14 protein-coding genes are annotated in these 12,713 nt (G+C 72.7%); 7 read left to right on the forward strand and 7 right to left on the reverse strand.

The window, feature by feature from the left end:
• Positions 1 to 15: 15 nt before the first annotated feature.
• From ACQEV1_RS25950 to ACQEV1_RS25975, 6 genes are all read right to left on the reverse strand, one after another.
• The gene (locus tag ACQEV1_RS25950) at positions 16 to 759 is read right to left on the reverse strand and encodes a Crp/Fnr family transcriptional regulator (RefSeq protein ID WP_285583178.1); all 744 of its coding nucleotides are present in this window, start codon (positions 757 to 759) and stop codon (positions 16 to 18) included.
• A 109-nt stretch (positions 760 to 868) separates the two neighbouring features.
• Positions 869 to 1,369 carry a hypothetical protein gene (locus ACQEV1_RS25955; protein ID WP_285583175.1) on the reverse strand — a complete coding sequence of 167 codons (501 nt, stop codon included), beginning with the start codon at positions 1,367 to 1,369 and terminating at the stop codon, positions 869 to 871.
• A 105-nt stretch (positions 1,370 to 1,474) separates the two neighbouring features.
• Positions 1,475 to 2,377: a 5'-3' exonuclease gene (locus ACQEV1_RS25960; protein WP_285624603.1), complete on the reverse strand. Its 903-nt coding sequence runs from the start codon at positions 2,375 to 2,377 to the stop codon at positions 1,475 to 1,477.
• A gap of 52 nt (positions 2,378 to 2,429) precedes the next feature.
• On the reverse strand, positions 2,430 to 2,807 hold the full coding sequence (locus tag ACQEV1_RS25965) for a hypothetical protein (protein ID WP_433396655.1): 378 nt from the start codon (positions 2,805 to 2,807) through the stop codon (positions 2,430 to 2,432).
• 34 nt (positions 2,808 to 2,841) lie between these two features.
• Entirely contained in the window at positions 2,842 to 3,678 is an 837-nt protein-coding gene (locus tag ACQEV1_RS25970; protein ID WP_433396657.1) for an SDR family NAD(P)-dependent oxidoreductase, read from the reverse strand.
• A 38-nt stretch (positions 3,679 to 3,716) separates the two neighbouring features.
• Entirely contained in the window at positions 3,717 to 4,568 is an 852-nt protein-coding gene (locus ACQEV1_RS25975; protein ID WP_433396659.1) for an SDR family NAD(P)-dependent oxidoreductase, read from the reverse strand.
• 127 nt (positions 4,569 to 4,695) lie between these two features.
• Here ACQEV1_RS25975 and ACQEV1_RS25980 point away from each other — a divergent pair, with 127 nt between their 5' ends.
• A complete protein-coding gene (locus tag ACQEV1_RS25980; RefSeq protein WP_285624593.1) occupies positions 4,696 to 5,301 on the forward strand; it encodes a PadR family transcriptional regulator in 606 nt (201 codons plus the stop codon).
• A gap of 64 nt (positions 5,302 to 5,365) precedes the next feature.
• Here the strand turns inward: ACQEV1_RS25980 and ACQEV1_RS25985 are convergent, their stop codons facing one another.
• Entirely contained in the window at positions 5,366 to 6,889 is a 1,524-nt protein-coding gene (locus ACQEV1_RS25985; RefSeq protein WP_285624590.1) for a SpoIIE family protein phosphatase, read from the reverse strand.
• A gap of 327 nt (positions 6,890 to 7,216) precedes the next feature.
• Between ACQEV1_RS25985 and ACQEV1_RS25990 the strand changes: the two genes are divergently transcribed.
• The 6 genes from ACQEV1_RS25990 to ACQEV1_RS26015 all read left to right on the forward strand — a co-directional run bounded on the left by ACQEV1_RS25990 (position 7,217) and on the right by ACQEV1_RS26015 (position 12,706).
• A complete protein-coding gene (locus ACQEV1_RS25990) occupies positions 7,217 to 8,335 on the forward strand; it encodes a M24 family metallopeptidase (protein WP_285624587.1) in 1,119 nt (372 codons plus the stop codon).
• A 149-nt stretch (positions 8,336 to 8,484) separates the two neighbouring features.
• Positions 8,485 to 9,648 carry an acyl-CoA dehydrogenase family protein gene (locus tag ACQEV1_RS25995; protein ID WP_285624584.1) on the forward strand — a complete coding sequence of 388 codons (1,164 nt, stop codon included), beginning with the start codon at positions 8,485 to 8,487 and terminating at the stop codon, positions 9,646 to 9,648.
• Positions 9,649 to 9,765: 117 nt separating this feature from the next.
• Positions 9,766 to 11,022: an ABC transporter ATP-binding protein gene (locus tag ACQEV1_RS26000; RefSeq protein ID WP_433396663.1), complete on the forward strand. Its 1,257-nt coding sequence runs from the start codon at positions 9,766 to 9,768 to the stop codon at positions 11,020 to 11,022.
• A gap of 97 nt (positions 11,023 to 11,119) precedes the next feature.
• Positions 11,120 to 11,560 carry an Lrp/AsnC family transcriptional regulator gene (locus ACQEV1_RS26005; RefSeq protein WP_285575425.1) on the forward strand — a complete coding sequence of 147 codons (441 nt, stop codon included), beginning with the start codon at positions 11,120 to 11,122 and terminating at the stop codon, positions 11,558 to 11,560.
• A 163-nt stretch (positions 11,561 to 11,723) separates the two neighbouring features.
• The gene (locus ACQEV1_RS26010) at positions 11,724 to 11,930 is read left to right on the forward strand and encodes a hypothetical protein (protein WP_285575426.1); all 207 of its coding nucleotides are present in this window, start codon (positions 11,724 to 11,726) and stop codon (positions 11,928 to 11,930) included.
• Entirely contained in the window at positions 11,930 to 12,706 is a 777-nt protein-coding gene (locus ACQEV1_RS26015; RefSeq protein ID WP_285575427.1) for a hypothetical protein, read from the forward strand. Before ACQEV1_RS26010 ends, ACQEV1_RS26015 begins: the two co-directional genes overlap by 1 nt.
• Positions 12,707 to 12,713: the final 7 nt, after the last annotated feature.

The following is a 12,713-nucleotide window of genomic DNA, read 5'->3' on the forward strand; positions in this document are numbered from 1 at the left end:
GGCGCCGTCCGCCGCTCAGAACTCGTCCTCGGCCTCGGCGACCTCGCGCAGGGCGCCGGGGTTCAGGATGAGGATCCGCATGCGCTGGGTGACGACCACGCCGTCCTTGCGCCACACCGTCAGGGCGCGGGCGACCGTCTCGCGGGCCCGGCCGATCATCGTGGCCAGCTCGTGCTGGGTCAGCGGCAGCGGCAGCGCCACGGCGCCGTCCGGGCCCGGAACGCCGTAGCGCTCGGCCAGGTCGAGCAGCAGCAGCGCGAGCAGCTTCGGGCCGCTCGTGCCGACCTGGGAGGTCATGCGGCGGTCGGCGTCGTCCATCCGGCCGACCATCACACGCGCCAGCACCTGCGCGGCGTGCGCGTGGCCGTTGAGGAAGTTGGCGAACTGCTCGGCCGGGACCGCGAGCGCACGGACCCGGTTGAGGGCCTTGACGTTCGCCGAGCGCGGCCGTCCGTTCAGCCAGCCGCTCTCGCCGATCGTGTCGGCCGGTCCGCGGATCGCCAGCATGACCTCGTGCCCGTCGGCCCGCCCGGCCGTCACCTTGACCCACCCGTCCAAGATGACCAGGACGTGGTCGGGGTCGGCGCCCTGACTGCACAAGAGCGTGCCGGCGGCATACTCACGAGTCCGACCGGCCGCGCGCAACGCGGTCCGTTCGGACTCGTTCAGTGCCTGCCAAAAACCTTGTCTGTTCGCGAGGGTCTCCTGCACCAGGTTCCCGTCTGCCCGTCCCGGCAGAGGTTCGCTATTGAACCTCATTTCTTACAGTGGACCTAATGAAGGGGAACGCTGTCTAGAGGCCGGCACCCGATGCATGGGGAGTGGGGCGGTTTTTCCATGACCCGGATGCCGGCCGGTCTGTGATGGCCTAATGGCCAAGGGCCATCGCCTCCGCCGCGACGCTCCAGCCGAGCACGCCGATGCCCGCGGCGTACGCCCACGTCAGCGCCTGCTGCGTGAGCGTCTCGCGATGGCGTACGGCGGCGGTCAGCCGTTGCAGCTGCAGCACGGCCGGAGCGCACAGCTCCGGCGCGTCGCCCGGGATCTCGGCGATGAAGCGATAGAACCGCTCCTGCGCGAACGACATGAGGAGGTTCGCGCGGAGGAGGAGGGCGACGGTCACCGTCCCGGCGGCGAGCACCGGCGCCAGCGCCAGGAGGAGGACGCCGCCGTACGGGGCCCCGCTCGCCGCCCGGATCGTGTCGGCCTGCACGACCAGGCCCATGGCGCCCGTCGCGACGATCCATCCCGCGAGGGCGGTGGCGTGGTTGGAGCGTCGCACCATCCCGAACATCGCGCTCACGCCGCCGAACGCCGCTCCGTCATCCCCGGGGGACGGCGGAGTTCGCCTGCTGAGGATCGTCGTCATGGCCGCCTCTCAGTGATCCCCGTCGCGCAACTTTCACTGCGCCTCTCAGTGAAATGAAAACTCCGCGCGGTCGGAAACACTGCGCCATATGACGCAATCAGCGCATTAGTCGTCCGACGTTTTCACGGCGGCCAGCAATCGGTTGACCGGACCTTCGAGGCTCCACCGGTCCGTGAGCTCCACCAGGCGTTCCGGTGAGCGCGGCGTGCGCGGCACCCGCGCGTCGATGTCCGGAATGGGGATATCGGTGACCACCCGTACGACCATTTCCGCGGAACGGAGGTAGTCGCGCGCCTTCTCCAGCTTCAGGCGGCTACCCGCCGGAAAACCGGACGTTTCGCCCATATCGAGCGCCTTTTCGATGCCCTCCAGCGAACCGAATCTCGTGATCAACGCGGCGGCCGTCTTGTCGCCGACGCCGGGCACGCCCGGCAGCCCGTCGCTGGGGTCGCCGCGCAGCGTCGCGAAGTCGGCGTAGGCCCGCCCCGGCACGCCGTACTTGGCGGTGACCTCGGCCTCGCCGACGACCTGCAGCGCCTTGATGCCGCGCGCGGTGTAGAGCACGCGCACCGGCTTGTCGTCGCGGACCAGCTGGAACAGGTCGCGGTCGCCGGTCACGACGTCCACCTCGCCCGGCTCGGCGGTGGCGAGCGTGCCGATGACGTCGTCGGCCTCGTACCCCGCGGCGCCCACCTTGGCGATGCCGAACGCCTCGAGCACCTCCTCGATGACCGGGACCTGCGCGCCGAGCGCGGGCGGCGTCTGGTCGCCGCCGTCGGGCCCGACCCGGTGCAGCTTGTACGACGGCAGGGCATCGACCCGGAACCGCGGGCGCCAGTCGGCGTCCATGCAGGCCACCACCGAGTGCGGCGACCGATCCCGGACGAGCCGGGCGATCATGTCGAGCAGCCCGCGGATCGCGTTGACGGGCGTGCCGTCGGAATTGGTCACCGACTCCGGTACGCCGTAGAAGGCGCGGAAGTACAGCGACGGCGTGTCAAGCAGCATGAGTCCACCCACGCCTCCATCTTGGCAGCCTCCACCGACAGGAGCGGCCGGGTCAGTCGACCCGGTCGAGCTGCGGCTCGGGCACGCCGACCGAACGGGCGTACGCCGCCACCTCGGCGCGCCGGGCCCCGTCCCCGCGTGGATAGCGGAAGACGCGCCCGGGGAAGACGACGAACGCCTCCGCCGCGGTGTTGAAGTCGGCGTACCAGCCGCCCGCCGGCTCCAGGCACGCGGCGAGCGCCTCGGCGAGGCGCCCGGCGTCGTCCTCGGGCGCCGCGAACTCCAGAATGGTCCACCGGAGCGACTGCCCGGACTCCGGCTCCGGGGCCGGGCCCCGCTCGATCCTCCTCACCTGGAGGGGGACGCCGCTCAGCACGCCGCCCTCCCGCGGGCTCTCCGCGACCAGCACGCCCGTCAGCATCCGTTCCACGCGATCCATGATGCCCGCGGCCTCCGGCGGACCGTCAGCGCCCGGACGCCCTCGCGTCGTCGAGGAACGGCGCCAGTAGCTCGGCGGTGACCGTGCGCAGCCGGTCGCGCAGCGCGGGGTCGTAGGTCCCCTCGTGGGCACGGGCCTCGTCCACGCCGTCGAAGTAGCGTCCGCCGGTCGCGCCGGCCGGCCCCGTCGCCAGGTTCATCACCGCCCGCACGCCGCTGGCGATCGTCGACATCGGCGGCATCATCGACTCCCGGACCATGCGGGTGTTCATCATCGACGCCGGGTGCAGGCAGGTGACGGCGACCGGACGCCCGGCGAGCTCCTCGGCGACGGAGAAGGTGAACGCGGCGAGCGCGAACTTGCTGCGGAAGTACGCCTGCGCACCCGAGTAGTGCCTCTCCAGCCCCAGGTCGGTCAGGTCGACCGGTGCCTGCCCGACCGAGCCGACGTTGACGACCCGTGCGGGCGCGCCCGCCTCGAGCGCGGGCAACAGCCGCCGGGTGAGCAGTACCGGCGCGAGGTAGTTGACCGCGAACCGCAGTTCGTGGCCGTCCTCGCTGAGCCTCCTGCGGCGGTACGGCGGCCGGCCGGCGCCCACGCCGGCGTTGTTGACCAACAGCCCGATCGCGCCGTGCCCGGCGGTCACCCGGTCGGCCAGCTCACGGACCCGCTCGAGCGAGCTCAGGTCGGCGAGACAGACCTCGGCGCTGCCGCCGGAACCGGTGATCCGGTCCACCACGGCGGTCGCCCGCTCGGCGTCGCGGCCGTGCACCAGCACGTGCCGGCCCTCCTCGGCCAGCGCGGTGGCCACGGCCTTGCCCAGGCCGGAGGTCGCGCCCGTGACCAGGGCGATGTTCGTCATCTGTGCTCCCTTGGCTTCCTCGGTCCGCGGCGGCCCGGTCAGGCCGCCGTGGCCTTGCCGAGCCCGAGCATCCGGACCACCACCCGGTCACGGAGCCGGAACGGCAGCCGGGCCAGGATCAGCGCGGGCCGTACGTCGGAGCCGGCCGCGTACCGGGGTCGGGGGCGGCTCGCCTCCAGCGCCCGGACGATCGTGTGGGCGACCCGGTCCGGCTTGGCGCCCCGCATCCGGGCGACGGCGGCGTCCACGGCCTCGATCCGCCGCCGGTACAGCGCCAGGCGCGCCGGGTCGGCCGCGGCGAGGGCGGTCTCGGCGGCCGCGTTCGCCTTGGCGAAGATGCCGGTCTCCACCGAACCCGGCACAACGGTGATCACCGCGACGCCCTGCGCGGCGAGCTCGATCCGCGCGGCGTCGGACAGGGCGTCCAGCGCGGCCTTGCTCGCCGAGATGGGACCGGCGAACGGCATCGCGAGCCTCGCCGTCGGCGCGCTGATGTTGATCAGACGGCCGCCTCCCGTACGGAGCAGCGGCGCGAACGCGCGGGTGACCTCGGCGGGCCCGAAGACGTTGACGGCGAACTGCCGGTGCAGCTCCTCGGCCGGCACCAGCTCCAGCGGGCCCTGGACGATGACGCCGGCGTTGTTGACCACACCGGCCAGGCCCTCACCGTCCTGCAACCGCGCGACCTCGCCGGCCGCGGCCGCGACGCTGCCGGGATCGGTGACGTCGATCCGCACCTGCTCGACGCCGGCCAGGTCGCGCAGGTGCGGAGCCTCGGCGCGGACGCCGGCGTAGATCCGGTACCCGCGCTCGGAGAGGGCTTCGGCCGTGGCGGTGCCGATGCCGCCGGCCGCTCCCGTGACGAAGACGGCGCGCGTGTTCGTGCCCATGAACCACCTCACGTGTTCTTGGGTACATGTTCATACGGACATGTACTTAGGGACATGTGAATCATCGAGGTGGTCCAGGGGACATGTCAAGATGGAGCCCACGATCGAGTCCGGAGAGGGTGCCGTCTTGTCCCTGCGCCATGGATTGCTCGGGCTGCTCGCCGAAGGACCGGCCAGTGGGTACGACCTGGCCCGGCGCTTCGAGGAGGCCCTCGGCCCGGTGTGGCCGGCCCAGCACCCGAAGATCTACGCCGAGCTCTCGCGGCTCGCCGACGCCGGCATGATCGAGGTGGACAGCCGTGGCCCGCGGGGCCGGAAGGCGTACCGGATCACCGATGCCGGCCTGGCCGAGGTGCGCCGCTGGCTGGCCGAGGGCGACGTCGACCACACCCTGCGCAGCGAGTCGGTGCTGCGGTCGTTCTTCTTCTGGCTGATGGAGCCGGGCGAACTGCGCGAGCATCTGCGGCGCGAGCAGCGGTTCTTCGCCGAGACCGCCGCCCTGGCGCGGACGTACGCCGCGGCCAAGGACCGCGGTGACTTCGGCGACAGCATGCAGACCAAGTCCATGCGCGTCGCCCTGGAGGCGGCGATCCAGATGTACCAGGCGCTGGCCGACTGGGCCGATTGGGCCCAGACCGTGCCCCCGGCGATCGCGAACGGCGACCGGCCCGGCGAGGCGACCGACGCCGCTTCGGCGCCCCCCGGCCCGGAGGACTCGGCCGCGGCCGGTTGACGTCCCGCCGTCCTGTCACAGGAGACGGGCCGTGGCCGCGACCGTACGGGCGGCCCGCCCGGAGTCAGTCGATCTGGATGGCGACCACGCAGGTGTCGTCGTTGGGGTTCGGGGCGCCGAAGGCGTCCAGGACGTGGTCCAGCACGCCCTCCGGGTCGCGGGAGCCGGTGGTGGACGCCGCGTGGACCAGCAGGTCCAGGCCCTCCTGCAGGCAGCGCTCGCGGCGTTCGATGAGGCCGTCGGTGTAGAGCAGCAGCAGGTCCCCGGGCTCGAGCGAGGTCGTCTCCACCGCGAACTCCGGTTCGTGCATCGCGCCGAGCAGGATGCCCTCCGGCGGGTCGAGGGTGACGGCCTTGCCCTCGCGGATGAGCACGGGCGGCAGATGGCCCGCCTGGGCCCAGGTGAGGGTGCGCTCGTCCGGGTCGTACCGGCCCGCCATCACGGTGGCGGTCAGGGACGTCGGCCAGTGCAGCGCCAGCCGGTTGAGCCAGCCCAGCAGCCGGTCCGGTGACGCGCCGGAGAACGCCAGGCCGCTCAGGCCGTTGCGCAGCCGGGCCATCGCCGCGGCGGCGTTCAGGCCGTGCCCGGACACGTCGCCGATGGCGAGGAAGACGCCCTCGCCGTCGATGGCCGTCGTCTCGTACCAGTCGCCGCCGACCCGCGCCGAGTGGCCCGCCGGCAGGTAGCGCACGGCCGCGCGCAGACCCGGCTTTTCGACGATGCCCTCGGGCAGCGGCAGGATCGACCGCTGCATCTCGATCGCCTGGTGACGCTCGGCGGCGATGAGGCGGCGCTCCAGCTGCACGCGGGAGGCCTTCAGCGCCCGCTCGCCGGACCGCCAGCGGGTGACGTCCTGGCACACGCACCGGACGGCGGCGGGCACGCCGTAGGAGTCGAGGACCGGCTCGCCCATGAGCCGTACGTCGCGGGTCTCCTCACCGCGCAGCACGCGGATCTCGTTGTCGACCTTCTCGGTGCCGTCGAGCAGCGTGCGGACCAGGTGGACGACCAGCGGCACGTCACCGGGAACGACCCGCTCGGCCAGGCGTTCGAGGGGCAGCGGGCCCTCGGCCGGATCGCGGCCGAAGATGCGGTAGAGCTGGTCGGACCACAGGATCCGGCCGCCGGTCAGGTCCCACAGCCCCCAGCCGAGGTTGCCGATGCGCTGGGTCTGCTCGAGCTGCGCCGCGAGGTCGCCGGCGGCCGGCGGCGCGGGGCCGGGCGACGGCGTCACGCGTGGCCGTGAGCCGGCGCGCAGCCGGGCGGCGAGATCGGCGTCCGCCGGGCCGGAGGCCGGCAGGCCGGGAGAGGGCGCGTCCTCGCCGCCGGGCTCGGGAGTGAGGAGTAACCGGGCGGCGACGTCGGGGGAGACACCGCTGTCGTGCGCGATCTCCAGGAGATGGGCGTGGGCCGCGGCGACGCCGCAGCGGAGACGCTCGGCGAGCAGACCCTTCGCCTGTTCGAGGATGGCCGTGCGGCGGGCGACGGCGTGCGTCTGCTCGAGCTCGGCCCGAAGCCGGTCGACGGTGTCCGCCAGAGTGGCGGCACGCTCGACCCCGGAGCCGTCGTGGTCGTGAGGGATGCCCATGTGACCGCTTTCGAGGTGATCGTCTGCGCCCGGACGGACACTCACAGTAGTGGCTCCGGGGCGGCGGAAGGGGGACCGAACCTGGTTTCCGGGGTCGTGGCGGATACGAAGCGGGATCCGGCGACGCGCTCATCGCGTGAGCCGTGCACCATATCCTAGCGATTCACACGCTCCGCGATGAAGCGATCGCGCACAGCGATACCACACGATCATCTCCTACGCCCGAGGTCACCGGCATCCGCGATCACCCGCCGTCGCGTCCCGGCGGTCGGGGCCCGCCGGGACGGGTAGATTTCCGGCAGGCCCGCAACAAGGAGAGGTGGCACGTTGACCAGTGCGAAATCAGCTTTCGAGCCCGAGCGTCTGACGCGGGCGCGGCAGGCGGTCGCCGCGTCGGGTCTGGGCGCGGTGTTCCTCACGCCGGGGCCCGACCTGCGCTACGTCACCGGCTACGACGCCATCCAGCTCGAACGCCTGACCTGCCTGGTCGTGCCGGCCGGCGGCGACCCGTTCCTGGTCGTGCCGCGGCTGGAGCTGCCGGCGGCGCAGGCGTCGGAGGCCGGTGAGCTCGGCCTGGAGATGGTGCCCTGGGACGAGACCGACGACCCGTTCGCACTCGTCGCCTCGCGCCTGCCCGGCGACGTGACACGCGTCGGCGTCGCCGACCGCATGTGGGCGGTCATGGCGCTGCGGTTCCGCGCCGCGCTGCCGGGCGCCGAGCAGGTCCCCGCCGGCACGGTCCTGCGCGAGCTGCGGATGCGCAAGAGCCAGGCCGAGGTCGAGGCCCTGCGGGAGGCCGGCGCGGCGATCGACCGCGTGCACCGGCTCGTGCCGGGCCTGCTCAAGGCGGGCCGCACCGAACGCGAGGTCGGCCGCGACATCGCCGAGGCGATCGTCGCCGAGGGGCACGCGGTGACCGACTTCGTCATCGTCGCCTCCGGGCCCAACGGCGCCAGCCCGCACCACGAGCTGTCCGATCGCGTGATCCAGCCGGGCGACCCGGTGGTGATCGACATCGGTGGCACCATGCCGAGCGGCTACTGCTCGGACTCGACCCGCACGTACGCGGTCGGCGAGGCGCCCGCGGACTTCCGCGCCTACTACTCCGTGCTGCAGGAGGCGCAGGCCGCCGCCCGCGCCGCCGTGCGTCCCGGCGTCACTCCCGAGGCCGTCGACGCCGCCGCCCGCGACGTCATCGCCGCGGCCGGCCACGGCGAGCACTTCATCCACCGTACGGGCCACGGCATCGGCCTGGAGACCCACGAGGAGCCCTACATCGTCGCGGGCAACACCGAGCCGCTCGACGTGGGGATGGCCTTCTCCATCGAGCCGGGCATCTACCCCGGCCCGCACGGCGCCCGCATCGAGGACATCGTCGTGTGCACCGCCGACGGTCACGAGAGCGTCAACGGCGTGACGCGCGACCTGGTCATCGTCGACGCCTGACCGGACGCCGTAGGGCGCCCCGGCGCCGCCCGTGCGGCCCGCCTCGCGGTGGCTCGTACGGGCGGCGGCGAGCCTGGTTACTCGGACGTCCTACTATTTCCCTGAGATCCCTCTTCAGCGTCGAGGAGGGACGGGGAGGCGGATGGCCGATGAGCCCTGCGGAAACGATCGTCGAACGCGACCTGCCGACGCCGGAGGCCCGTGATCTTCTGGACCTGACCCGCGACCTCGTCGCGGCCGAACTCGCGCCGCGGGCCGCCGCCGAGGAGGAGGCCGGGCGGTTCCCCCGCGAGGTCTTCCGCACGCTGGGCCGCGCCGGGCTGCTCGGCCTGCCCTATCCGGAGGAGTACGGCGGTGGCGGGCAGCCGTACTCGGTGTACCTGCAGGTCATCGAGGAGCTGGCGGCCGGCTGGCTCGCCGTCGGCCTGGGCGTCGGCGTGCACACGCTCGCCTGCTTCCCGGTCGCGCGCCACGGCACGGCCGAGCAGCGCGAGCGGTGGCTGCCGGACATGCTCGGCGGGGAGACGCTCGGCGCGTACTGCCTGTCCGAACCCCACTCCGGCTCGGACGCCGCCGCGCTGACCACCCGGGCCGAGCGCGACGGCGACGTCTACCGGCTGACCGGCACCAAGGCGTGGATCACCCACGGCGGCCGGGCCGACTTCTACACGGTCTTCGCCCGCACCGCGCCGGACAAGAGCCGCGGGGTGTCCTGCCTTCAGGTCGCCGCGACCGGCGAGGGGATCCACGCGGCGCCGCCGGAGCGGAAGATGGGCCTGCGCTCCTCTCCCACCGCACAGGTGAGCTTCGACGACGTGCGGGTGCCCGCCGGCGACCTGGTCGGCGAGGAGGGCCAGGGGTTCCCCATTGCGCTGGCCGCCCTCGACGGCGGCCGCCTGGGCATCGCGGCGTGCGCCGTCGGGGTCGCCCGCGCGGCGCTCGACACGGCCGTCGCGTACGCGCGTGAACGCCGGCAGTTCGGCCGGCCCATCGGGGAGTTTCAGGGACTGCGGTTCCTGCTCGCCGACATGGCGACGGGCGTCGAGGCGGCCCGGGCGCTGTACCTGAGCGCCGCGCGACGCCGCGACGCCGGCCTGGAGTACGGCACGCAGGCCGCGATGGCCAAACTGTTCGCGACCGACACGGCGATGCGCGTGACCACCGACGCGGTCCAGGTGCTCGGCGGCTATGGCTACGTCAGGGACTTCCCGGTCGAACGCTATATGCGCGAGGCGAAGGTCCTGCAGATCGTCGAGGGCACCAACCAGGTTCAGCGCGTCGTCATCGGCCGCGCCCTGACGCGCTCGACATAACGATCCCTTCACGAAGCGCGTACTCCGACGGGATGTCTTGCGGCCTTCGTGAGGGCGGGGTAGGACTCTGGCACGCGTTCTATTCCGCGTGCCGGGATATCGGTCTGAGGAGGCGCGATGGCAGAGGTCGTGCTGGCCGGGGTCGGCAAGGTGTATCCGGACGGCACTCGTGCCGTCGACGATCTCAGTCTGAACATCGCGGACGGGGAGTTCCTCGTTCTCGTGGGGCCGTCCGGCTGCGGCAAGACGACGGCGTTGCGGATGGTCGCCGGGCTGGAGGCGATCTCCGAGGGCACGGTGAGCGTCGGCGGCCGGGTGGTCAACCGGGTGCCCTCACGCGACCGCGACGTCGCGATGGTCTTCCAGAGCTACGCCCTGTACCCGCACCTTTCGGTCCGGCAGAACATCGGGTTCGGGCTCACGCTGCGCAAGGTGCCCAAGGCGGAGATCCGCAAGCGGGTCGAGGAGGCCGCCCGCACGCTCGGCCTGGAGGACTACCTCGACCGCCGGCCGCGCAACCTGTCCGGCGGCCAGCGGCAGCGTGTCGCCATGGGCCGGGCGATCGTCCGCGAGCCGCGGGCGTTCCTGATGGACGAGCCGCTGTCCAACCTCGACGCCAAGCTGCGCGTGCAGATGCGGGCCGAGATCGCCCGCATCCAGCGCGACCTGGGCGTCACCACCATCTACGTCACCCACGACCAGACCGAGGCGATGACCCTCGGCGACCGGGTCGCGGTGATGAAGAAGGGCGAGCTGCAGCAGGTCGCGCCGCCCCAGGAGCTGTACGACCGGCCGGCGAACCTGTTCGTCGCCGGGTTCATCGGCTCCCCGGCGATGAACCTCCTGCGGGGCGAGCTGACCGGCACCGAGACCGACCCGCGGCTCAGGATCGGCGGGCAGGAGCTCCGCGTCGGCCCCGAGGTCCTGGAGCTGAGGCCCGCGCTGCGCGAGCACATCGGCCGCTCCCTCGTCGTCGGCATCCGGCCCGAGGACATGGAGGACGCCCGGCTCAGCGAGGCGACCGACGGCAACCGGCTCACCTCGACCGCGGAGCTGGTCGAGGCGATGGGCTCCGACGTGCTCGTGCACTTCGGGCTGGAGGCCTCCACGGTCGTGACCGAGGACACCAAGGAGCTCGCCCGCGACGCCGGCACCGACGTGCTCGGCACGCTCGAGACGCCGCACACCGTCGTGGTGGCGCGCTTCAGCCCCCGTACGCAGGTCCAGGTCGGCGACTCCGTCGAGGTGCGCGTCGACACGACCCGGCTGCACTTCTTCGATCCGGAGACGGGCGCGTCGATCTGGGGCGACGCGTCCGCCGCGGAAGCCCCCGTCCCGGCCGGCGAGGAGGCCGGTGACGAGGCCGGCGACTGAAGCCGTCGCCGGTGGACGCGAGCGTGCGTCCATATCCGGGCAACGCAGGAATGCCGGTGTTCGGGCTCCCGGCCGGGCGTCACGGTAGGTTCTAGGCGTGGAGGACATCGACCGGCAGATCGTCGTACTGCTCGCGGGCGACGGTCGCATGAGTTTCACCGACCTGGCGCGCGAGACGGGCCTGTCCGTGTCCGCAGTCCATCAGCGGGTGCGCCGCCTGCAGAAACGCGGTGTGATCAAGGGATACTCCGCGGTCCTCGACCACGAGGCCGTCGGCCTGCCGCTCACCGCCTTCGTCTCGATCAAGCCGATCGACCCGGCGGCGCCCGACGACGCGCCGGAGAAGCTCGCCCACCTCGACGAGATCGAGGCCTGCCACTCGGTGGCCGGTGAGGAGAGCTACATCCTGAAGGTCCGGGTCACCTCGCCGGGCGCGCTGGAGGAGCTCCTGCAGCAGATCCGGGCCGCCGCCAACGTCTCGACCCGCACGACGGTCGTGCTGAGCACCCCGTACGAAGGCCGCCCGCCCCGCCTCTGAACAGGTAGATCGTGTCTCTGCGGCGGTCCTTCTATGCGAAGAATCCCACGTGATGACACGGACTCGCCACAAGCCTTCCGCGCCGGTGCGATGCGCAGGGCATACGGACTCCGGCCGTTCGTAGTCGTCGCCTTCGGGCCCCGCGGTCGCGAAGGTGTACCGCATGTCTTCGCGGATGCGCCGGGGCACGGCCTCGGGTTCAGGGGATTGGCTGCTGATGTTCCTGCGGGCGAGGGACTCCCCGCCCGGCCGGCGGTACGGGATGGCGACGGGGCCGGGGGAGTGGCTTCTGGTCTTCCTCGAGGCCGCCCGCCCGGCGGGCCGGTTCGTCGCCACGGGGCTGGAACCGGTACGGGCCAAGGGAGCGTGATGGTCGCCAGAATGCTGTTCGCCGCGCTGCTCGGCGCACTCATCGGGGGCGCCGAACTGGTCGGCAGATACCAGGACAAGCCGGCCGCGGCGGTGTTCTCGCCGTCCGGCCTGCTCTACATCGCGGTCAACGCCTCGGCCTCCACCGCGGCGCTGATCACCGCCGAGGCGATGGGCTGGGGCTTCGCGCTGCCGGCCGGCGCGCCGGCGATCGGCGGCTCGGTCGCCCAGGTCATGGCCGCCGCGGTGGGCTCCGCGGCGATCTTCCGCTCCTCGTTCATGATCGCCCAGGACAAGGGCGTCAGCATCGGCCCGATCCTCCTGCTGTCGGGGCTGCTCAAGATCGTCGACGCGGCGATGGACCGCAAGCGCGCGCTCAGCCGGCTGTCCACCAACGACCTGGCCGGGCTGTCGTTCGCGGGCGACCACGCCGCGCTGGCCGAGCTCTGCAGCCACGCCATCCGGCGCTACGAGCTGGCGGAGGCGCAGCGCCTCGGTGAGCTCGCCGCCGACCTGCGAGCGCGCGACGACCTCACCGACGCCGACAAGCTCGACTGCTTCGGCCTGGAGCTGAGCCGGCTGGTGGGGGAGCGGGCGCTGCGCAAGGCGGCCGAACGCCTGCGCGACCGGCCGGAGCTGGCGGAGGCGCCCGCGCCCGCACCCGCCGCCGTCGTCGAAGAGGTGGTGACGGCCGCCTCCACGAGCGGCGAGGAGGAGAGCGAGTTCGCCTCACGGCTGGGTGGGAGCAGACGGCTGGCGCGGCGTTCGGAATACTGAGTGCCAC

This window comes from Actinoallomurus sp. CA-142502 (assembly GCF_050936355.1).
Lineage (GTDB): Bacteria > Actinomycetota > Actinomycetes > Streptosporangiales > Streptosporangiaceae > Actinoallomurus > Actinoallomurus iriomotensis.